The sequence below is a fragment of the Mesorhizobium sp. WSM4845 genome (genome assembly GCF_055811455.1).
In genome coordinates this window covers 1-22,452 of sequence record NZ_JBVVQA010000056.1, presented here as the reverse complement: position 1 = coordinate 22,452, position 22,452 = coordinate 1, and the positions used below count along the sequence as shown (strand labels likewise).

The following is a 22,452-nucleotide window of genomic DNA, read 5'->3' as shown; positions in this document are numbered from 1 at the left end:
GTCTTGCCATGATCGACATGGCCAATCGTGCCGATGTTCACATGAGGCTTTGTACGCTCGAATTTACCTTTTGCCATGTGATCTCTCCATTCCTGCTCGCCCGTGCGGGCTTTGAATTAAGTTAGCGCTGCAACCCGTTGGGGTTACGCGTATTTCTTCTGGACTTCCTGAGCGACCGCGGTGGGGACCGGCTCGTAGTGATCGAACTGCATCGTGTAGGCCGCGCGGCCCTGGCTCATCGAGCGCAAATTGTCGACGTATTTGAACATGTTGGCGAGCGGCACCATGGCGTTGACAACAACCGCCACGCCACGCGATTCCTGGCCCTGAATCTGGCCGCGACGGCCGTTCAGATCACCGATGACGCTGCCGACATAATCTTCCGGCGTCACCACTTCGACCTTCATGATCGGCTCGAGCAGCTGCACGCCAAGCTTGGGCGCCGCTTCACGGAAGCAGGCACGGCCGGCGATTTCGAAGGCGAGCACCGAGGAGTCGACATCATGGTAGGCGCCGTCGATCAACGTCGCCTTGACGCCGATCATCGGGAAGCCGGCGAACGGGCCGGAGGTCATGACGCTGTTGATGCCCTTTTCGACACCGGGGATGTATTCCTTCGGCACAGCGCCGCCGACGATCTTGGATTCGAATAGGAATTCGCTGCTTTCCGGATTCGGTTCGAACAGGATCTTGACACGGGCGAACTGGCCGGTGCCGCCGGTCTGTTTCTTGTGGGTGTAGTCCTGCTCGTGCCTGCGGGTGATCGTCTCGCGATAGGCCACCTGCGGCGCGCCGACATTGGCCTCGACCTTGAACTCGCGACGCATGCGGTCGACGATGATGTCGAGGTGGAGTTCGCCCATGCCGGAGATGATGGTCTGACCGCTTTCCTCGTCGGTCTTGACGCGGAAGGACGGATCCTCGGCGGCCAGGCGATGCAGCGCAAGGCCCATCTTTTCCTGGTCGTTCTTAGTCTTCGGCTCGATCGCGATCTGGATGACCGGATCGGGGAATTCCATGCGCTCGAGGATGACCGGATGCAGCGGATCGCAGAGCGTGTCGCCAGTCGTCGTGTCCTTGAGGCCGGCCAAAGCGACGATGTCGCCGGCGAAAGCCTCTTCGACGTCAGCGCGCGAATTCGCATGCATCTGCAGCATGCGGCCGATGCGCTCCTTCTTGCCCTTCACCGTATTGTCGACCGAGATGCCCTTGGTGAGCTTGCCCGAATAGATGCGGGCAAAGGTGAGCGAGCCGACGAACGGGTCGTTCATGATCTTGAAGGCGAGCATCGACAGCGGCTCGCTGTCGTCGGCGTGACGCTCGATCTCGGCGTCGGTCTTGGCATCGACGCCCTTGATGGCCGGAACGTCGGCCGGCGACGGCAGATATTCGACGACTGCGTCAAGCAACGGCTGCACGCCCTTGTTCTTGAAGGCCGAGCCGCAGAACATCGGGTAGAACTTCACCGCGATGGTGCCCTTGCGGATCAGGGCGCGGATCTCGTCATTGCTGGGCATCTTGCCTTCGAGGTAATTCTCGAGCGCCGTCTCGTCCATTTCGACGGCGGCCTCGATCATCTTCTCGCGATATTCTTCGGCGCGAGCCTTGAGGTCGTCCGGGATCTCGACGACGTCCCAGGCGGCGCCCAGCGTCTCGTCGCGCCAGACCAGCGCGTTCATCTCGACGAGATCGACGACACCCTTGAACTCGGTCTCGGCGCCGATCGGCAGCTGCATGACGACAGCCTGCGCACCGAGGCGCGAGCCGATCATTTCGACCGAGCGATAGAAATCCGCGCCGATCTTGTCCATCTTGTTGCAGAAGATCATGCGCGGCACGCGGTACTTGTCGGCCTGGCGCCAGACGGTCTCCGTCTGCGGCTCGACACCGGCGTTGGCGTCGAGCAGCGCAATGGCGCCGTCGAGCACGCGCAGCGAACGCTCGACCTCGATGGTGAAATCGACGTGGCCGGGAGTGTCGATGATGTTGAAGCGGTGCATCTTGCCGTCACGAGCCTTCCAGAAGGTCGTGGTCGCGGCGGACGTGATGGTGATGCCGCGTTCCTGCTCCTGCTCCATCCAGTCCATGGTCGCAGCGCCGTCATGGACTTCGCCGATCTTGTGCGACTTGCCCGTGTAGTAGAGGACGCGCTCGGTGGTCGTCGTCTTGCCGGCGTCGATATGCGCCATGATACCGAAATTGCGGTAGTCTTCGATTTTATATTCGCGGGCCATGGGAGGTGCCTCTTCAGTCTCGTTCGCGCTTTACCAGCGGTAGTGCGCGAAGGCGCGGTTGGCTTCTGCCATCTTGTGGGTGTCTTCACGCTTCTTGACGGCGGTGCCGCGGTTGTTGGCCGCGTCCATCAGCTCGCCGGAGAGGCGGTCGACCATCGTGGTCTCGTTGCGGTTGCGGGCGGCGGCGATCAACCAGCGGATGGCCAGCGCCTGACGACGCTCGGGGCGCACGTCGACCGGAACCTGGTAGGTGGCACCGCCGACGCGGCGCGAACGCACTTCCACATGCGGCGCGACATTGTCGAGCGCCTGATGGAAGACGGTGACCGGCTCCTGCTTGGTCTTGGACTGGACCTGGTCGAGCGCGCCGTAGACGATGGTCTCGGCAACCGACTTCTTGCCGTCATACATGACGGCGTTCATGAATTTGGTGACGATCAGATCGCCGAACTTCGGGTCCGGGTTGATCTCACGCTTTTCTGCACTGTGACGACGGGACATTTTTTCTCTGCCTCAATTCTGCGTGGTGGCCTGGATCCCGGATCGTCGCCTGGCGCCGTCCGGGATGACCTTGGCTACGCTTCGGTCACTTCGGACGCTTGGCGCCGTATTTCGAACGGCGCTGCTTGCGGTTCTTCACACCCTGCGTGTCGAGCACGCCGCGGATGATATGGTAGCGGACGCCCGGAAGATCCTTGACGCGGCCGCCGCGGATCATCACCACCGAGTGCTCCTGAAGGTTGTGGCCTTCGCCGGGGATGTAGCCGATCACTTCAAAACCATTGGTCAGGCGGATCTTGGCCACCTTGCGCAGCGCCGAGTTAGGCTTCTTCGGCGTCGTTGTATAGACGCGCGTGCAGACGCCCCGCTTCTGCGGGTTCTGCTGCATGGCCGGGACCTTGTTGCGCTTCACCGGCGCAATGCGCGGCTTGCGGATCAGCTGGTTGACGGTAGGCATTAAACCCTCTTGTCTCTCAATTCCGTGTCTCGCCCGGTCAGGGCCGCTCAAAGCGTCATTTCCATACGCAAATTCGGGCCACAAACCGCGCCTCGCGGTCTTGCCCGAACAAATGGCAGAGGAAGCGGAAACCGCTTCATGCACGCCGGAAATGTCTTTTCGCTCGTAAAACGAACCCTGTTTGAGGCAAACTCCAAAGCGTGTCGCTTCGGAAGGGAGAGCCTCACATCGGTTCTGACTGGGCGGCTTCTACTCGCAAGCCTGTTGCCCGTCAACCCCGGAGCACCAAATATTACGCTGAAACCGAGGCTTGGCAGCCATGCGAAAGTGCATGTAATTTTCTTTCGCCATTTTGCAAGAGCAAGGAAGAAAGTGACCGGCCCTCGGCTGTTGCATAGCCACGCTTCATGCGAAAAAGCGACATGAACAGCGCAAATCCCCTCGCCCGGAGGAATCGGCCCGTGAACGACAATGATGAGCGCCCGGTCACCATCATCACCGGCCGGGCGTGGAAAAGAAAGGGCGGCAAGCCGGAAGGCGTCCACCTCATGCTGGTCGCGCCCGACGACGATTCGGCGGTGCGCCGGGCGCTCGAATCACTCGCGGCCGAAGGCTACGCCGAGGCTGAGCTCGACCAGATCGGCGACCTGGACGGCGTGCCCGATGAAGAGCCGCATTTGTCTGCCTATCAGGGGGCGCTCGAAGGCGAAGTGTCGATCGTCACCTTCGACGTGCCGCTGTGACCAGCCATGTCCCTGGCCGTCGCGGTTTGGGGCCGTCGCGGTTTGGGGCCGTCGCGGTCTGGCACTGCTTGCCCGGCATCGGTTCTCTGCTAAGAACCAAGCGCACTATCAACCTGCGGAGTCCCCATGTCCCTGAATAGCGGTCCCATCAAGCTCGGCATCGTCGGCGTGGGAAAGATCGTTCGCGACCAGCACCTGCCGGCCCTGGCCAAAAACCGCGACTACCACCTCACCGCCGCCGCCAGCCGGCACGGCAAGGTGGACGGGATCGCGAATTTTCCTGATATCGAGGCGATGCTCGACGCCGTGCCGGAACTCGAGGCCGTATCGCTCTGCATGCCGCCGCAGTTCCGCTACGACGCCGCGCGGACGGCGCTGGAAGCAAAAAAGCATGTTTTTCTGGAAAAGCCACCCGGCGCCACGGTCAGCGAGGTCGAGGATTTGAAAGCACTGGCGGCGGCAAACGGCGTCTCGCTGTTTGCCAGCTGGCATTCGCGCTATGCGCCGGCGGTTGAAGCGGCGCGCGCATTTTTAGGCTCGACCCAGATCAGGTCGGCGGCCATCAACTGGAAGGAGGACGTGCGCCGCTGGCACCCGAACCAGGACTGGATCTGGGCTCCAGGCGGCTTCGGCGTGTTCGATCCAGGCATCAACGCGCTGTCGATCGCGACCCACATATTGCCGGCGATGTTCATCACCTCGGCAATCCTCGATTTTCCCGAAAACCGCGCCGCCCCGATCGCCGCGCATATCGCCTTCCGCACCTCGAACGGCTTGCCGGTGGCGATGGAGCTCGACTGGCGCCAGACCGGCCCGCAAAGCTGGGACATCCTGGCCGAGACGGACAAGGGCGCGATGGTGCTTTCTGGCGGCGGCGCAAAACTCGCGGTCGACGGCCGCGTCGTTCACGACGAGCCGGAAGCCGAATATCCGATGCTCTACAAGCGCTTCGCCGAGATCGTGCGCGCCGGCGTTTCCGATGTCGATCTCGCTCCGTTGCAGCATGCCGCCGACGCTTTTATGCTCGGCAAGCGCAATGTGGTCGAAGCGTTTTTCGATTGACGCGTACAATGCTGCTATGAACGACCCGCCTGCCCAGCGTTGGTAGTTGGCGAAAGCGGAAGCGCCATACAATCTCCCCTGGATCCCTCAAGGCAGGGCTGTCGCAAGCCGAGGCTTTCGCTCTACGATGTACCCCCACCCCTAACCCCTCCCCACAAGTGGGAGGGAGAGTTCCGCTGGCGCTGACCTTGGCAACTTGCCTGGCTTCGGCGCCAAAGGGGAGAAATAAAGGCGCGCGGCAGCGTTCCCTCACCCTTGTGGGGAGGGTTAGGGTGGGGGTCCTCTTCGCAAAAATCCCCCAACTTCACCATATAAAAAAGCCGCCGGGTTGCCCCGACGGCTTCGTTGCCTGAGATCTTACCCGCCGCGCTTACTGCGCGGCGGAAGCCATGTCGGTCAGCATCGGGTCGGCGACCTCGACGCCCGACGCCTTGCGGCGCTCGTCGATGATCAGTTCGTCGCGCGAGGTGGCGATGCGCCGGATCTGGCTCATCGTGCCGCCGGTGCCGGCCGGGATCAGACGGCCGACGATGACGTTTTCCTTCAGCCCCTGCAGCATGTCGGTCTTGCCGGCAACCGCCGCTTCGGTCAGCACCCGGGTCGTCTCCTGGAAGGAGGCGGCCGAGATGAAGGACGGCGTCTGCAGCGAGGCCTTGGTGATGCCCAACAGCACCGGCTGGCCTTCGGCCGGCTTCTTGCCGTCCTCGACCAGGCGCTCGTTGACCTCTTCCAGCTCGATCACGTCGACGTGGTCGCCCGGAATGTAGGTCGAGTCGCCCTGCGCGGTGATCTCGACCTTCTGCAGCATCTGGCGAACGATCACCTCGATGTGCTTGTCGTTGATCGACACGCCCTGCAGACGGTAGACCTCCTGGATCTCGTTGACGAGGTAGGACGCAAGCGCCTCCACGCCCTTGATCGCTAGGATGTCGTGCGGCGCCGGATTGCCGTCGAGGATGTAATCACCCTTCTCGATGACGTCGCCGTCCTGGAGATGGAACGGCTTGCCCTTCGGGATCAGGTATTCGACCGGCTCAAGCGTCGAATCATGCGGCTCGATGATGATGCGGCGCTTGTTCTTGTAGTCGCGGCCGAAGCGGATCGTGCCATCGATCTCGGCGATGATGGCGTGGTCCTTCGGACGGCGTGCCTCGAACAGTTCGGCAACACGCGGCAGACCACCGGTGATGTCCTTGGTCTTGGCGCTTTCCATCGGGATACGCGCCAGCACGTCGCCGGGGCGAACCTGTGCACCCGGCTCGACCGAAAGAATGGCCTCGACCGAGAGCAGGAAGCGGGCGTCGCCGCCCTTCGACAGTTTGCCGACCTTGCCCTTGGCATCCTGGACGACGATCGCCGGCTTGAGGTCGTTGCCGCGTGGCGTCGAACGCCAGTCGATGACCTCGCGCTTGGTGATGCCGGTCGATTCGTCGGCCGTTTCCTGGACGGAAATGCCGTCGACCAGATCCTCGAACGCCACCTTGCCCTCGATTTCGGTGAGGACCGGGCGGGTATAGGGATCCCACTCGGCGATGCGCTGGCCGCGCTTCACCTTGTCGCCATCGTCCACGAAGATGCGCGAGCCATAGGTGAGGCGGTGCGTGGCGCGCTCCTTGCCGGCCTCGTCGAGGATCAGCACCGCCATGTTGCGGCCCATGACCATCTGCTGGCCGTCGGAGTTGCGCACCACGTTGCGGTTGCGGATCTCGACCTTGCCCTCATACGAGGCTTCAAGGAACGACGAGTCCACCACCTGCGCCGTACCGCCCATGTGGAAGGTACGCATGGTGAGCTGGGTGCCCGGCTCGCCGATCGACTGCGCCGCGATGACGCCGACAGCTTCGCCCTGGTTGACCGGGGTGCCGCGGGCCAGATCGCGTCCGTAGCAGACCGCGCAGACACCGACCCTGACGTCGCAGGTCAGCGCCGAGCGGATGCGGACCGACTGGACGCCGGCCTTTTCGATCTGCTCGACGTCGCGTTCGTCCATCAGCGTTCCGGCCTTGACCAGAACCTCACCCGTCACCGGATGCGTGATGTCGTCGAGCGCGGTGCGGCCGAGAACCCGCTGGCCGACGGAAGCGACGACCTGGCCGGCATCGACGATCGGCTGCATGGTGAGGCCCTTGTCGGTGCCGCAGTCGACGGAGTTGACGATGCAGTCCTGCGCCACGTCGACCAGACGACGGGTTAGGTAACCCGAGTTCGCCGTCTTCAAGGCGGTGTCGGCCAGACCCTTGCGGGCGCCGTGGGTCGAGTTGAAATACTCGAGCACGGTCAGGCCTTCCTTGAAGTTGGAGATGATCGGCGTCTCGATGATCTCACCGCTCGGCTTGGCCATCAGGCCGCGCATACCGGCAAGCTGGCGCATCTGGGTGGGCGAGCCGCGCGCACCGGAGTGCGACATCATGTAGATCGAGTTCATCGGCTTTTGACGGCCATTGTCCTCGAACTCGACCGCCTTGATGCGGGCCATCATCTCGTCGGCGACCTTTTCCGAGCACTTGGCCCAGGCGTCGACGACCTTGTTGTACTTCTCGCCCTGCGTGATCAGGCCGTCATTGTACTGCTGCTCGTATTCCTTGGCCAAGGCCTCGGTATCGGAAACCAGCTTGATCTTGGCATCCGGGATCAGCATGTCGTCCTTGCCGAACGAAATGCCGGCGCGGCAGGCGTGGCTGAAGCCGAGGGCCATGATGCGATCGCAGAAAATGACCGTCTCCTTCTGACCGCAATGGCGGTAGACGGTGTCGATCATCTTGGAGATGTTCTTCTTGGTCATCTCCTGGTTGGCGGTCTCGTACGGCACATTGACGTTCTTCGGCAGAAGCTCGCCGATGATCATGCGGCCGGGCGTGGTGTCGTAGATCTTCGACACGACCTTGCCGTCCGCATCGACCGAGCGGAAGCGGCCCTTGATCTTGGAGTGCAGCGTCACCGCCTTGGTCTCGAGCGCGTGCTGGAGTTCGCCCATGTCGGCAAACACCATGCCCTCGCCCGGCTCGTTCTGGTTGACGATCGAGAGATAGTAGAGACCCAGAACCATGTCCTGCGACGGCACGATGATCGGCGCGCCGGAAGCCGGGTGCAGGATGTTGTTGGTCGACATCATCAGCACGCGGGCTTCAAGCTGTGCTTCCAGCGACAGCGGCACGTGAACCGCCATCTGGTCGCCGTCGAAGTCGGCGTTGAAGGCCGTGCAGACCAGCGGGTGAAGCTGGATCGCCTTGCCTTCGATCAGGATCGGCTCGAACGCCTGGATGCCGAGGCGGTGCAGCGTCGGCGCACGGTTCAGAAGCACCGGATGCTCGCGAATAACCTCGTCGAGGATATCCCAGACCTCCGGACGCTCCTTCTCGACCAGCTTCTTCGCCTGCTTGACGGTCGAGGAATAACCCTTGGCGTCGAGACGGGCATAGATGAAGGGCTTGAACAGTTCGAGCGCCATCTTCTTCGGCAGGCCGCACTGGTGCAGCTTGAGCTCCGGACCGGTCACGATGACCGAGCGGCCGGAATAGTCGACGCGCTTGCCGAGCAGGTTCTGGCGGAACCGGCCCTGCTTGCCCTTCAGCATGTCGGACAGCGACTTCAGCGGACGCTTGTTGGCGCCGGTGATGACGCGGCCGCGACGGCCGTTGTCGAACAGCGCGTCGACGGCTTCCTGCAGCATGCGCTTTTCATTGCGCACGATGATGCCGGGCGCGCGCAGCTCGATCAGCCGCTTCAGGCGGTTGTTGCGGTTGATGACGCGGCGATAGAGATCGTTGAGATCGGACGTGGCGAAGCGGCCGCCATCCAGGGGAACCAGCGGGCGCAGGTCCGGCGGGATCACCGGGACCACCTTCATGATCATCCATTCCGGACGGTTGCCGGACTCCATGAAGTTCTCGACGACCTTGAGCCGCTTCAGATACTTCTTCTGCTTGAGCTCGGACGTGGTCGAAGCCAGCTCCGAACGCAGGTCGCCGGCGATCTTCTCCAAGTCCATGCCGGCCAGAAGGTCGTGGATGGCCTCGGCGCCGATCATGGCGGTGAACGAATCCTCGCCATATTCGTCGACGGCCATCATGTACTCTTCCTCGCTGAGGAGCTGGTGCTCCTTCAGCGCGGTCAGGCCGGGCTCGGTGACGATGTAGTTCTCGAAGTAGAGAACGCGCTCGATGTCCTTCAGCGTCATGTCGAGCAGCGTGCCGATACGCGACGGCAGCGACTTCAGGAACCAGATATGGGCGACCGGCGCGGCCAGCTCGATATGGCCCATGCGCTCGCGACGGACGCGCGACAGCGTGACTTCGACGCCGCACTTCTCGCAGATGACGCCCTTGTACTTCATGCGCTTGTACTTGCCGCACAGGCATTCGTAGTCCTTGATCGGACCGAAAATGCGCGCGCAGAACAGGCCGTCGCGCTCCGGCTTGAAGGTGCGGTAGTTGATGGTCTCCGGCTTCTTGATCTCGCCGAACGACCAGGACAGAATCTTCTCAGGGCTGGCGAGCGAAATCCGGATGGAATCGAACACCTGTGCAGGCGCCTGGGGATTGAAGAGATTCATGACCTCTTGGTTCATGCCGTTCTCCTTTTCGGGGTCATCGAAAACCCCTTGCATCTAGCGCGGGCCAAACGCCCGCCGACTTGGTCGACCATCGGTCGAAAAACTCTTGTTTGAGCATGATCTTGGCCGAAAACCGGTAACCACTTTTCGGGATCATGCTCGGCGTCCGGCCGCGGGGAACCGCGACCGGACGTCTTGCTTATTCGGCCGCGTCGGGCAGCCGGATCGGGTTGTCATCGAGCTTGGTGTTCTCCAGCTCGACATTGAGGCCCAGAGACCGCATTTCCTTGACGAGAACGTTGAAGCTCTCGGGGATGCCGGCCTCGAAGGTGTCGTCGCCTCTGACGATCGCCTCGTAGACCTTGGTGCGGCCGGCGACGTCGTCCGACTTCACCGTCAGCATCTCCTGCAGCGTGTAGGCGGCGCCGTACGCTTCGAGCGCCCAGACCTCCATCTCGCCGAAGCGCTGGCCACCGAACTGCGCCTTGCCGCCCAGCGGCTGCTGGGTAACGAGCGAGTACGGCCCGATCGAACGCGCGTGGATCTTGTCGTCCACAAGATGGTGAAGCTTGAGCATATATATGTAGCCCATCGTCACTTTGCGATCGAACGGCTCGCCGGTGCGTCCGTCATAGAGCTGCGACTGACCGCTGGTGTGCAGGCCCGCCTGCTCCAGCATGATGTTGATGTCGGCCTCGTGCGCGCCGTCGAACACCGGTGTCGCGATGGAGACGCCGCGGCGCATCTGCTCGCTGAGGCGAACGACGCTCTCGTCGTCATAGTCGCGGACCGGCTCGTTGCGGTCGTTGGCCGGCATGAAGCTCTCGAGCGTCTTGCGCAGCGGCTTGATGTCGCCGCCTGTCTTGTAGGCGTCGATCAACTCGCCGATCTTCCTGCCCATTCCGGCGCAAGCCCAGCCCAGATGCGTCTCCAGGATCTGGCCGACATTCATGCGGCTCGGCACACCCAGCGGGTTGAGCACGATATCGGCATGCGTGCCGTCCTCGAGGAACGGCATGTCCTCGACCGGAACGATCCGCGACACGACACCCTTGTTGCCGTGCCGGCCGGCCATCTTGTCGCCGGGCTGCATCTTGCGCTTCACGGCCACGAAGACCTTAACCATCTTCATGACGCCGGGAGGCATCTCGTCGCCGCGCTGCACCTTCTCGACCTTGTCCATGAAGCGCTGTTCGAGCGCCTTCTTGGAATCGTCGTACTGGCCGCGCAGGGCTTCCAGTTCGCTCTGGAGCTTTTCGTTCTCCACCGCAAACTGCCACCACTGCGAACGCGGATACTCGTCGAGCGTATCCTTCGACAGCTTCGAGCCCTTCTTGAAACCCTTCGGCCCGGCAATCGCATCCTTGCCGACGAGAACGTCCGACAGGCGCGAATAGACGTTGCGGTCGAGGATCGCCTGCTCGTCGTCGCGGTCCTTGGCGAGGCGTTCGATCTCCTCGCGCTCGATCGCCATGGCGCGCTCGTCCTTCTCCACACCGTGGCGGTTGAAGACGCGCACTTCGACGACGGTGCCGAAGGTCCCGGGCGGCATGCGCATGGAAGTGTCACGCACGTCCGATGCCTTTTCGCCAAAAATGGCGCGCAGAAGCTTTTCTTCCGGCGTCATCGGGCTTTCGCCCTTCGGCGTGATCTTGCCAACCAGGATGTCGCCCGGCTGCACTTCGGCACCGATATAGACGATGCCAGCCTCGTCGAGGTTCTTCAGCGCTTCTTCCGAGACATTGGGAATGTCGCGGGTGATTTCCTCCGGCCCGAGCTTGGTATCGCGCGCCATGACCTCGAACTCCTCGATGTGGATCGAGGTGAAGACGTCGTCGGCGACGATGCGCTCGGACAAGAGGATCGAGTCCTCGTAGTTGTAGCCGTTCCACGGCATGAACGCGACCAGCACATTGCGGCCTAGCGCCAGATCGCCAAGCTCAGTCGACGGACCGTCGGCGATGATGTCGCCCTTGTTGACCAGGTCGCCCATGCGCACCAGCGGACGCTGGTTGATGCAGGTGTTCTGGTTCGAACGCTGGAACTTCATCAGCCGGTAGATGTCGACGCCCGACTTGCCGGGATCGAGATCTTCGGTGGCGCGGATGACGATACGCGTCGCGTCGACCTGGTCGACGATGCCGCCGCGGCGGGCGCCGATGGCGGCGCCGGAGTCACGGGCGACGATCGGCTCCATGCCGGTGCCGACGAACGGCGCTTCGGCGCGCACCAGCGGCACGGCCTGACGCTGCATGTTCGAGCCCATCAGCGCGCGGTTGGCGTCGTCGTTCTCGAGGAACGGGATCAGGGCCGCGGCCACCGATACCATCTGCTTCGGCGACACGTCCATCAGATCGACGTTTTCGCGCGGCGCCATCATCACTTCGCCGGCATTGCGGCAAATGACGAATTCGTCGACGAAACCACCATTCTTGTCGAGCTCGGCATTGGCCTGGGCGACGTGGTGCTTGGCCTCTTCCATCGCGGAGAGATAGACGACCTCATTGGTCAGCTTGCCGTTGACGATCTTGCGGTACGGGCTCTCGATGAAGCCATACTTGTTGACGCGCGCAAAGGTGGCCAGCGAGTTGATCAGACCGATGTTCGGGCCTTCCGGCGTCTCGATCGGGCAGATGCGGCCGTAATGCGTCGGATGCACGTCGCGCACCTCGAAGCCGGCGCGCTCGCGGGTCAGACCACCGGGTCCAAGCGCCGAGAGACGGCGCTTGTGGGTGATCTCCGACAGCGGGTTGGTCTGGTCCATGAACTGCGACAGCTGCGAGGAACCGAAGAACTCGCGCACGGCGGCAGCCGCCGGCTTGGCGTTGATCAGGTCCTGCGGCATCACCGTATCGATCTCGATCGAGGACATGCGTTCCTTGATCGCGCGCTCCATGCGCAAGAGGCCGACGCGGTACTGGTTCTCCATCAGCTCGCCGACCGAGCGCACGCGGCGATTGCCGAGATTGTCGATGTCGTCGATCTCGCCCTTGCCATCACGCAGTTCGACCAGCGTCTTGACCACGGCCAGGATGTCGTCCTTGCGCAGCACGCGCACGGTGTCCTCGGCCTTGAGCTCGAGGCGCATGTTCATCTTGACGCGGCCGACGGCCGACAGGTCATAGCGCTCGCTGTCGAAGAACAGCGAGTTGAACATGGCTTCGGCGGTTTCCAGCGTCGGCGGCTCGCCGGGGCGCATGACACGGTAGATGTCAAACAGCGCGTCCTGGCGGCTCTCGTTCTTGTCAACGTTGAGCGTGTTGCGGATATAGGCGCCGACATTGACGTGGTCGATGTCGAGAACTTTGATCTCGTCGTCGCCGGCGGCGAGAAGCACTTTTAGCGTCTTTTCGTCGATCTCGTCGCCGGCCTCGAGGAAAATCTCGCCGGTCGCATAGTTGACGATGTCCTCGGCAAGGTAGTTGCCGAGCAGATCCTCGTCGGTCGCCTTGATCGCCTTGAGACCCTTTTCGCCGAGCTGACGGGCCTGGCGTGCGGTGATCTTCTTGCCGGCCTCGACGACGACCTCGTTGGTGTCTGCATCGATCAGGTCGCCGACAGCCTTGAGGCCGCGGAAACGCTCGACGTTGAACGGGATACGCCAGTGGTCGCCGGCGCGCTTGTAGGTGATCTTGTTGTAAAAGGTCGACAGGATTTCCTCGGCGTCCATGCCGAGCGCCATCAGCAGCGACGTCACCGGAATCTTGCGGCGGCGGTCGATGCGGGCGTGCACGACGTCCTTCGAGTCGAACTCGATGTCGAGCCACGATCCGCGATAGGGGATGACGCGCGCGGCAAACAGCAGCTTGCCCGACGAGTGCGACTTGCCCTTGTCATGGTCGAAGAAGACGCCCGGCGAACGGTGCATCTGCGAGACGATGACGCGCTCGGTGCCATTGACGATGAAGGTGCCGTTCAAGGTCATGAGCGGCATGTCGCCCATATAGACGTCCTGCTCCTTGATGTCCTTGATCGACTTGGCGCCGGTATCCTCGTCGATATCGAACACGATGAGGCGCAGCGTCACCTTGAGTGGCGCGGCATAGGTCAGGTCGCGCTGACGGCATTCGTCAACGTCGAATTTCGGTGCTTCGAACTCGTACTTCACGAATTCCAGCATCGAGGAGCCGGAAAAGTCGGAAATCGGGAACACCGATTTGAAAACCGCCTGCAGCCCCTCGTCAGGACGCCCGCCCTTGGGCTCCTCGACCATCAGGAACTGGTCATAGGATGCCTTCTGAACCTCGATCAGGTTCGGCATCTCCGCAACTTCCGGAATCTTTCCGAAGAATTTGCGTACGCGTCTGCGGCCATTGAAAGTTTGTGTCTGGGCCATCGTCGCTCCTTAGCTCGATTCTCGGGGCGAGCCTCGCCGCGGCTCGCCTTGCATTCTCGGCCACCTTCGGCGGCGGCCTTTATTTGTTCACCCGCCACCTGTCGGTGGCCGGCCAAAACGGGAGAAAACCCGTTTCCTGAAGACCGGCTTACGGCCCTCAGGAAAGAGGTTTTCGTACTCTTCGCGTTACGCAGCCTCCCTTCGCGCCAAGGAAGCGGCGGACGGCGCGAAGCCGCCCGCCGATATCAAACGCTTACTTCAGTTCGACCTTGGCGCCGGCTGCTTCCAGCTGGGCCTTGAACTTGTCCGCGTCGGCCTTGGAAACAGCTTCCTTGACCGGCTTCGGAGCCGCCTCGACCAGGTCCTTGGCTTCCTTGAGGCCAAGACCGGTGATGGCGCGAACTTCCTTGATGACGTTGATCTTCTGAGCGCCCGCCTCGGTGAGGACGACGTCGAATTCCGTCTTTTCCTCGACCGGAGCAGCAGCAGCCGCAGCACCGCCGGCGGCAGCAACCGCCACCGGAGCAGCAGCGGAAACGCCCCACTTTTCTTCCAGAAGCTTCGACAGCTCGGCCGCCTCGAGGACGGTCAGCTTCGAAAGGTCGTCTACGATCTTTGCCAGATCAGCCATTGCAATATTCCTTCATAAGGTTCGAACGTGTGTTTGTGATAGCGAGGAACGGCCTCATGCCGCCTCGTCCTTCCGGGCGTAAGCGCCGATGACACGCGCGACCGAAGCCGCAGGCGCATTGACGATCTGGGCGATCCGGGTTGCCGGCGTGGCGATCATGCCAACCAGCCTGGCGCGCAGCTCATCGAGCGACGGAAGTGTGGCGAGTGCCTTCACACCGTCGGCGTTGAGCGAGGTGGTGCCCATTGCGCCGCCGAGAATGACGAGCTTGTCATTTCCCTTGGCGAAATCGGACGCGACCTTCGGCGCCGCAATCGGATCCTCCGAATAGGCGATCAGCGTCTGTCCCTTGAACAGGTCGATGATCGATGCGGAGTCCGTGCCCTGAAGAGCGATTTTGGCGAGACGGTTCTTCGCGACTTTGACGGTGCCACCGGCGACACGCATTTTCGACCGAAGGTCGTTCATTTGCGCGACGGTAATACCGGCGTAGTGGGCCACGACGACTGAACCAGCGCCCGAAAACGCTTCATTCAGGCCCGTGACGAGTTCGCGTTTTTCCGCTCTGTCCACTGCCTATCTCCAGTTGACCCCAATCCTGTTAACGGGAACATTCCCATTACGAGGACAGGTGTCGGGTTGCCTTTTGCCGGCCGGGCCATCCAGTAACGGATCTCCCGAACGACGCTCGAGGATCCTGCCCCCTTTCGCCACACCAGCCGGCAAGCCGAATGGTGCGCAGACAAAAGGCAAACACGGTTCGAACCTTTCATTGGAGCAGTCGCTCCGTTGTCCGGTCTTCACCCGTCTCATGCAGGCCCACATGAATTAAGGCCCCCCTTGAACCAAGGCCTGGGGCCGCCCGCAATCTCGGACAGGATGTCCGGAAGCCTTCCGACTTCCGGTACCGGGCCGCCAAGATAAATCGGAGGCCCGGAATTCTGTTTGCGGATCAGCCCTTTAGCGGCAGATCCAAATCGTTCGTATCAGGACGCTGCCAGCGTCGAGACGTCGAGCTTGAGGCCAGGGCCCATCGTCGAGGTGACCGACACCTTCTTGACGTAGTTGCCCTTGGCGCCAGCCGGCTTCGCCTTGGTGACCGCGTCAGCGAAGGCGCGAACATTCTCTTCCAGCGCCTTGACGTCGAACGAGATCTTGCCGATGCCGCCATGAACGATGCCGGCCTTCTCGACGCGGAACTCGACCGCGCCACCCTTCGACGCCTTGACGGCGGCGGTAACGTCGGTGGTGACAGTGCCGACCTTCGGGTTCGGCATCATGCCACGCGGGCCGAGCACCTTGCCCAGACGGCCGACCAGCGGCATCATGTCCGGCGTGGCGATGCAGCGATCGAAGTCGATCGTGCCCTTCTGGACGATGTCGACCAGATCCTCGGCGCCAACGATATCGGCGCCGGCCGCCTTGGCTTCCTCGGCCTTGTCGCCACGCGCGAAAACCGCGACGCGGACGGTACGGCCGGTGCCGTTCGGCAGGTTGACCACGCCACGGACCATCTGGTCGGCATGGCGCGGATCGACACCCAGGTTCATCGCGATTTCAACGGTCTCGTCGAACTTCACCGAGGACCGGTCCTTGAGCAGCTTCAGCGCATCACCCAAGGCATAGGCCTTGTTGGGATCGATGCCTTCGCGGGTCTTCGATACACGCTTTGCAATCTTTGCCATGATCTCAGCCCACCACTTCCAGACCCATCGAGCGGGCGGAGCCCTCGACCATGCGCATGGCCCCCTCGATATCGGTCGCGTTCAGATCCTTCATCTTCTGCTCGGCGATGGCGCGCACCTTGTCGCGGCCGATCGTGCCGGCCTTGACCTTGCCCGGCTCCTTCGAGCCCGACTTCAGGTTTGCGGCCTTCTTCAGGAAGTAGCTCACCGGCGGCGTCTTCATGACGAAGGTGAACGACTTGTCCTGGTAGTAGGTGATCACGACCGGAACCGGCGATCCCTTTTCCATTTCCTGAGTCTGCGCGTTGAACGCCTTGCAGAACTCCATGATGTTGATGCCGCGCTGACCAAGCGCCGGTCCGATCGGGGGCGACGGCGTCGCCGAGCCCGCGGAAACCTGGAGCTTGAGCTGGCCTGCAATTTTCTTAGCCATCTCTTCCTGCCTTTATCTCATGCCGGCCCCAAAGCTGGGCAACCGGCGGTTGCAGTCTGGTGGTGCGGTTCCTGCGGCCGGCTACAGCCCATTCGCCTCCCACCCGTTTTGGCGGCGATTTCCACGCCGCCTCCCTCACCGCCGAATTGGCGACAAGGATTTCGGATCAGCCCTTTTCGACCTGTCCGAATTCGAGATCGACCGGCACGGCGCGCCCGAAGATCGAAACTTCCACCTTGAGCCGCGCCCGCTCCTCGTCCACTTCCTGGACGAAACCGTTGAACGAGGCGAACGGACCGTCCGAGACGCGGATCGCCTCGCCGATCTCGAAAGTGACCGACGGCTTCGGCCGCTCGACGCCTTCCTGCACCTGGTTCAGGATGCGCTGGGCCTCGGCCTCGGTGATCGGCACCGGCTTCGAATCACCCAGGAAGCCGGTGACCTTCGGCGTGTTCTTCACGAGCGAGAACACTGCGTCGGTCAGGTTAGCCTTCAGCAGCACGTAGCCCGGGAAGAACTTGCGCTCGGCATCGACCTTGCGGCCGCGGCGTATCTCGACGACCTTCTCGGTAGGCACCACGATCTGCTCGATGTCAGCGGACAGGCCTTTCTGCTTGGCCTTGTTCTCGATGTCCTCAGCGACCTTTTTTTCAAAGTTCGAATAGGCGTGGACGATGTACCACCGCGCAGTCATTTCAAGGCTTCTCCGTAATCGCCGGACTCAGCGTCCAATGCCCAGAATCTGCTCGACCGCGAGGCCCATGAGCTGATCGGCAGTAAAGAAAAAGATCATCGCGATCACAGCGAACGCCAGAACCATCACCGTCGAGATCATCGTTTCGCGACGCGACGGCCAAGTCACCTTGGCGGTCTCCGCGCGAACCTGCTGGAGAAAGACGAATGGATTTGTGGTTTTCGAAGCCATGTGCCGCTCTGTCTGCAAGACCCGTTGACCGGATCTCCTGGATGATCCCGCTGGCCGGGATGTGCCGCCTGAGCCTGTGTTCGCGCCGAATCAGCGCAATCATTTCGCCCATGCAAATCGGACGCGTAAAGCCGGCTTCCCAGCTCCACGCGTCGCGTGTCTGTTTCGTCTACATAAAACCGATTCTTGATCCACGCAAGTGGCAAGTGTCCGCTTTATGCCAAACGCCGCCTCGGAACCATCCAGTCGTCCCGTTCCGGCTATGGCGCTCTTATGCCTCAAGACAGCCTATATGGCAAGCCACCGCGCGATATTCAAAAGGTCGATGCGCGGAAGACCAGAAATTTTTTCATGAATTGGCCATTTCGAAAAATGGCACGGGCAGCAGGGCTCGAACCTACGACCTGCGGTTTTGGAGACCGCCGCTCTACCAACTGAGCTATGCCCGTATCGCGCGCTGCTATTTCATAAAGCGGACAAGAACTCAAGTCGAGTTTTCAGGCGTGGCCGCGCCGGGCTGCAATCGTCGAAATCCGAGGGCCAGCGCCCAGGCGCATATCAGAAGTTCGAGGGCAAAAGTCCAATGCAACATGAAGCTCATGACCCAGTTGCGATACATCGCCGGAACCGTGACGAGTTCGAGCGCGCGCCGGTCGAACGGCATTAGCCACATGATAGGCGACGCCACGCTGTCCAGGATCATGTGTATCATTGCGGCGGCAAAGAAGGCGCCGACCGGGGCCAGATATCGCGGATCCCGCCATTTCGCGACCGACAGTGCCACAAGGCCAACCGCTGCCCAGAAGAGCGGCCAGTGCGTGACGTAGGCGTGGTGATGGGTTCGTCCGCCATCGACAAAATGGAAATAGACCATGTCGAGGTCCGGGACGACGCTGCCGAGCATTGCCGCCGCCATGATCCCCGATCTGCCGGGCCAACGGTTTCGTGCGAAAGTACCGAGTATGTAGCCAGCCGGAAGATGAGCGATCAGCATCGTCAAACCTTGTTCATTGCCGAATCGGTCGAACGTCGCGGCGGATTGTGGCGCATTCAGAAAGGACTACCCCGCCTCGCCCTATCGCGCTCGGCTGGGGCGTGACTGCGCCTTACAGCTTGACGGCCGCCTCGGCCTGAACCTCGGACGTCGACACGACGCGGCAATTCTCCGGCATTGGCTGCGACTTGCAGATGGTCGGGCCGGTAAATTCATCGGCCGAACCAAGCCCGGTCGTCAGCCCGACTTTCAGCATCATCTCGGGTTCGAGCTGCCGATGGCGCGAGGCCGGCACCGACCGCATCGCCACCAGCAGACCGGATCCGACCGCCATATCCCTGAGATAGGTTTTGACCCGCTGCTCCAACCCGATCGGGTGCACGGTCAACTGCGCGCGAGGACCGACAAGGCGTCTGACACCGCCGGCAAGCATGATCGGACAGGCCGCGCCACACGCGCCGCTCGCATCGATCGTCAGTCCGACATGGACGCCATCCTCGGCGGTGCAATCCACCTTGTCCGGCTCGCATCCAATGAAGTCCGTCCGCGCAACCGCCACGTCGAGCTTGCGTTCTCGGATCAACCTTCCGGCGGCCAGAGCGCCGAGCACGTCGCCTCCCGGCGAGTTGATCACCACGGGAAGTCGCCGGTCACCGATCGTGTCCAGCAGTTGGCGCAGCCGTTCCGGCGTTTGAGCGCTGATCATGCCTTCCGCCGAGATCCATTCGGGACAATTGGGATCGCAGAGAAAACTTCTGCCGCGAACCAGGACGAAGCGCATATCGCCAACATCGGCCCGCTGCCCGGTTTCAGGTTCGACCGGCGCGGCGGGAGCGGGCTTGGCGTACGCCACCACGTCGCCGGCCGGCGCCGGTATTTCCCTGCAGTTCGCGGCCACCGGATCGGTGTTGCACAGGGTTGGCGCGGTCAGCAGGTCGACGGCATCCAGGCTGGTCACCAGCTTCGCCTGCAGCATGTCGTAGGGAGCCAGTTGCTGGATGCTGCTGGCCGGCGTGTTCTTCATCGTCTCGAGCACGGCCTGGCCGACGCCCATTTCGTTCAGATAGGCAGCCAGTCTTTTCTCCACCGACTTGCTCATCTCGTACGTCTTGTAGCTGCCGGCGTTCTTGCGGCCGACGATCTTCTTGCTGACGATCTTCTTCTTGCCTCCGACCACGCGATAGGTGGTCCGGTACTGCAATTTCGTGCGGATGTAGGTCGTGGTGATCTGATGCACGCCGAGAAAGGCCCATTGCCCGACGACGCGCCTGATGCCGCCGGCAAACATCAGCGGACAGGCGGAATTGCAGATGGCGCCGCCGGCATAGGCATTGCCGAAATAGCGAGCGCCCTTGCCGTCGTTCTCCTTGCAGTCCTTGGCATCGGGCTGGCAACCGGTGAACCGGGTTTTGCCGACCGCGATATCGAGCTTGTTCTTGCGCAGCAGCCGGCCAAGCGCCAGCGCCGCTTCGACGTTGCCGCCGGGAGAATCCACGACAACGGGCAGTTTTCGGCCACCAAGCCCCTTGAGCGTGCGTTTGAACAGGGCCGGCGTGCCGGCCTCTATCGAGCCTTCTGCCGATATCCATTCCGGGCAGGTCGGTTCGCAACCAGGCGCGCTGTTGCGGACGACGACAAACCGCATCGTCGGACCAAGATCCGGCGCGGATTTTTTGGTGTTCGCCGCCAAGGCAGCGTGTTCCATGACCAGGAACGACGCCAGGCAGATCACCATCCACCATGCCTGGCCATTCAGACGGTGCCACGAAACCATTCGGGAAGCCCCCCGCAATGCGACCTATAGTAATTCAGCTTTGCCGGCTTGCAACAGCGTTTTGCGACGATGGCGCAAGCGCCCGCCGTACCCAAAAAAGTATGCCGGCCGTATCCAAAAGCGAGACGGGCGGCCCAAAGACCCGCCCTTCGAAGTAGGGCTTTGGGTATTTCAACGGCTACGGCTTGAGTGGGAATTGTGCGTCAACCTTGAGCGCCGATGCCGCCGGACAATTTTGAGGCCTCGGTTCGGTTTTACAGACAGTTGGCCCCACCAAATGGTTCGCCGATTCAGGTCCCGTCGTCAGTCTCATCGTCAACATTGTGCCGGGTTCGAGCCGGAGCCGGTTGCGCTTATAATCGAAGCGGTCGAGCGGCATCGGCGGAAACAGATGCTGCCTGACCGACATTTCCGCAAGATAAGAGCGTATCCGCTCCGCGAATGCCAGTGATTGAACGCTGACTGGCACCTTGGGGCCCACGAAACGTCTGACGCCCCCAGCAAGCATGATCGGACAGGCGGCATCGCACCCCGCACCTAAATCGGTCGCGACACCAGGATAGAACCCATCCGGTGGCGCGCACCCTTTGTCCTGCGGCTTGCACCCGGTAAAATCGGTGCGCGCAATCGCGACGTCAAGTTTGCGGTCGCGGATCAATCTTCCCATGGCAAAGGCGCTGAGCAAATCGCCCCCCGGCGAACTCACGATCAACGGCAGACGCCGGCCGCCGACCGTGTCGAGCAATTGGCGAAATATCTTCTGCGTATCGGGGGTGATCGTGCCTTGCGCTGCAATCCATTCGGGACAATCGAGACCGCATTTCGGATCGCTGCTCCGGACCAGGACGAAACGCATCGAATTGTCGACCGGCGCTGGACGGGCCGACGGAGTGGCCCCTCGGACGGCCACCACTGCCGTCTTGGCCGGCTTGGCATTCGCAGGGATCTCTCTGCAGTTCGGCGGCGCCGGACTCCGCTGGCATATGCCCGCCTGCGTAAGTTTGTCGAGGGTGTCTCTGCTGGTGACCAGCTTCATCGTCAGCATGTCGTCGAGGGCGATCTGCCGGATATCACTGGCAGGCGTAGCCTTCATTACGTCAAGAACGCCCCGCCCGACGCCCATCTCCCTGAGATATGCCGACAGCCTCTTCTCAAGCGCCTTGCTCATCTCATAAGTCTTGTAGCCGATATTGTCTTGAGTGACGGTTTCTGTGGTGACCTTATATTTTTTGCCGCGCACAACCCGATAGGTGGTTCGATATTGCCGTGTGGTGCGGAAATGGGTCGTAGTGATCTGATGGACGCCCAGATGGGCCCAACCGCCGACCACGCGTCCGACGCCTCCGGCAAACATCAGCGGACATGCGGAGTTGCACATGGCACTGCCGTCGGACGCAATGCCGAAATATGCGGCGCCCTTGCCGTCATTGGCACGGCAATCCTTCATCCCGGGCCAACAATCGGAAAACTTGGTTATACCGACGGCGATATCGAGCTTGTTTTTGCGGATTATACGACCAAGCTGGAGCGCAGCATCGACATTGCCGCCCGGGGAATTGACGATGATCGGCAGTTTGCGGCGGCCGAGCTTCTTCAATATGCGCTTGAGCAGAGCTGGCGTGCCGGCTTCAATGGCGCCTTCTGCCGAAATCCATTCCGGACAGCTGGGCTCGCAGCCGGTCGCGCTGCTGCGAACGACGGCGAACCGCATCGGCGAAAAATCATCGGACCATATCTGCGGCTCGGTCCAAGTCGTCAGATCGGACCATTTCGGGAAGACATCCTCGGCTTTCGCGGCAAAGGTAGCCATCGCCATTGCGACCACCGGCGCCAGGCGAACCAGCCCGCGCCACCACCCGGCCATACTGCTTAAACGGCGTCCCCAAACCACGCTTGGCAAAAGCCCCCTCGATGCAACCTATAATAGTTGCGGCGGTGGTGCGTGCAACAGCTTTGAACGACCGCGCAAGATTTTTTCTGCGCGGACCCAGTAAACTGAAAAGGGCGGCCCGAAGACCGCCCTTCCCTGTCGATCCGACAAATGCCGGTTACTCTTTGATGGTGACGACGATGCCGGCACCGACGGTGCGGCCGCCTTCACGGATGGCGAAGCGCAGCTTCTCTT

At 61.9% G+C, this 22,452-nt stretch carries 17 protein-coding genes, 1 tRNA gene and 1 pseudogene; 2 read left to right on the top strand and 17 right to left on the bottom strand.

The annotated features are described in order from the left end of the window. The 4 genes and pseudogenes from AC0L2C_RS33305 to rpsL all read right to left on the bottom strand — a co-directional run. Positions 1–77 (bottom strand): annotated as a pseudogene (locus tag AC0L2C_RS33305) (GTP-binding protein); the annotation flags it as partial. A gap of 66 nt (positions 78–143) precedes the next feature. Beyond that, the gene (gene fusA, locus AC0L2C_RS33300; RefSeq protein WP_023798114.1) at positions 144–2,234 is read right to left on the bottom strand and encodes an elongation factor G; all 2,091 of its coding nucleotides are present in this window, start codon (positions 2,232–2,234) and stop codon (positions 144–146) included. 30 nt (positions 2,235–2,264) lie between these two features. Then, positions 2,265–2,735 (bottom strand): 30S ribosomal protein S7, encoded by a 471-nt coding sequence (rpsG, locus tag AC0L2C_RS33295; RefSeq protein ID WP_008875664.1) that lies wholly within the window; start codon positions 2,733–2,735, stop codon positions 2,265–2,267. 85 nt (positions 2,736–2,820) lie between these two features. Further along, positions 2,821–3,192, bottom strand: coding sequence for a 30S ribosomal protein S12 (gene rpsL, locus AC0L2C_RS33290; protein ID WP_006333356.1), 372 nt, complete (start codon positions 3,190–3,192; stop codon positions 2,821–2,823). A gap of 461 nt (positions 3,193–3,653) precedes the next feature. On the opposite strand from rpsL, the gene AC0L2C_RS33285 reads away from it, so the two are divergent. Together AC0L2C_RS33285 and AC0L2C_RS33280 are read left to right on the top strand one after the other, a co-directional pair. Beyond that, positions 3,654–3,935, top strand: a complete 282-nt coding sequence (locus AC0L2C_RS33285; protein ID WP_023798115.1) for a hypothetical protein — start codon at positions 3,654–3,656, stop codon at positions 3,933–3,935. A gap of 126 nt (positions 3,936–4,061) precedes the next feature. Continuing rightward, entirely contained in the window at positions 4,062–4,997 is a 936-nt protein-coding gene (locus AC0L2C_RS33280) for a Gfo/Idh/MocA family protein (RefSeq protein WP_473525433.1), read from the top strand. Between the two features lie 370 nt (positions 4,998–5,367). On the opposite strand, the gene rpoC is transcribed toward AC0L2C_RS33280, so the two are convergent. The 13 genes from rpoC to AC0L2C_RS33215 all read right to left on the bottom strand — a co-directional run. After that, positions 5,368–9,564, bottom strand: coding sequence for a DNA-directed RNA polymerase subunit beta' (gene rpoC, locus AC0L2C_RS33275; protein ID WP_091591775.1), 4,197 nt, complete (start codon positions 9,562–9,564; stop codon positions 5,368–5,370). A gap of 184 nt (positions 9,565–9,748) precedes the next feature. Continuing rightward, positions 9,749–13,885 carry a DNA-directed RNA polymerase subunit beta gene (rpoB, locus tag AC0L2C_RS33270; RefSeq protein ID WP_023798118.1) on the bottom strand — a complete coding sequence of 1,379 codons (4,137 nt, stop codon included), beginning with the start codon at positions 13,883–13,885 and terminating at the stop codon, positions 9,749–9,751. Between the two features lie 253 nt (positions 13,886–14,138). Next, positions 14,139–14,516, bottom strand: coding sequence for a 50S ribosomal protein L7/L12 (rplL, locus tag AC0L2C_RS33265; RefSeq protein ID WP_023680442.1), 378 nt, complete (start codon positions 14,514–14,516; stop codon positions 14,139–14,141). Positions 14,517–14,570: 54 nt separating this feature from the next. Beyond that, positions 14,571–15,089: a 50S ribosomal protein L10 gene (gene rplJ / locus AC0L2C_RS33260; RefSeq protein ID WP_023798119.1), complete on the bottom strand. Its 519-nt coding sequence runs from the start codon at positions 15,087–15,089 to the stop codon at positions 14,571–14,573. A gap of 413 nt (positions 15,090–15,502) precedes the next feature. Next, positions 15,503–16,201 carry a 50S ribosomal protein L1 gene (gene rplA / locus AC0L2C_RS33255; protein ID WP_473525432.1) on the bottom strand — a complete coding sequence of 233 codons (699 nt, stop codon included), beginning with the start codon at positions 16,199–16,201 and terminating at the stop codon, positions 15,503–15,505. Positions 16,202–16,205: 4 nt separating this feature from the next. Continuing rightward, positions 16,206–16,634 carry a 50S ribosomal protein L11 gene (gene rplK / locus AC0L2C_RS33250; protein ID WP_023798121.1) on the bottom strand — a complete coding sequence of 143 codons (429 nt, stop codon included), beginning with the start codon at positions 16,632–16,634 and terminating at the stop codon, positions 16,206–16,208. Between the two features lie 166 nt (positions 16,635–16,800). Beyond that, entirely contained in the window at positions 16,801–17,328 is a 528-nt protein-coding gene (gene nusG, locus AC0L2C_RS33245; protein ID WP_006333333.1) for a transcription termination/antitermination protein NusG, read from the bottom strand. Between the two features lie 27 nt (positions 17,329–17,355). Then, complete coding sequence (secE, locus tag AC0L2C_RS33240; RefSeq protein WP_013531408.1) at positions 17,356–17,559, bottom strand: preprotein translocase subunit SecE; 204 nt, start codon at positions 17,557–17,559, stop codon at positions 17,356–17,358. A gap of 373 nt (positions 17,560–17,932) precedes the next feature. Continuing rightward, a tRNA-Trp gene (locus AC0L2C_RS33235) sits at positions 17,933–18,008 on the bottom strand. A gap of 35 nt (positions 18,009–18,043) precedes the next feature. Beyond that, positions 18,044–18,553: a metal-dependent hydrolase gene (locus AC0L2C_RS33230; protein WP_128248381.1), complete on the bottom strand. Its 510-nt coding sequence runs from the start codon at positions 18,551–18,553 to the stop codon at positions 18,044–18,046. A gap of 112 nt (positions 18,554–18,665) precedes the next feature. After that, a complete protein-coding gene (locus tag AC0L2C_RS33225) occupies positions 18,666–20,327 on the bottom strand; it encodes a COG3904 family protein (protein ID WP_473525431.1) in 1,662 nt (553 codons plus the stop codon). Positions 20,328–20,505: 178 nt separating this feature from the next. After that, positions 20,506–22,218 (bottom strand): COG3904 family protein, encoded by a 1,713-nt coding sequence (locus tag AC0L2C_RS33220; RefSeq protein WP_473525434.1) that lies wholly within the window; start codon positions 22,216–22,218, stop codon positions 20,506–20,508. 157 nt (positions 22,219–22,375) lie between these two features. Beyond that, the coding region (locus tag AC0L2C_RS33215; RefSeq protein WP_454589835.1) for an EF-Tu C-terminal domain-related protein at positions 22,376–22,452 on the bottom strand (77 nt) is incomplete at its 5' end.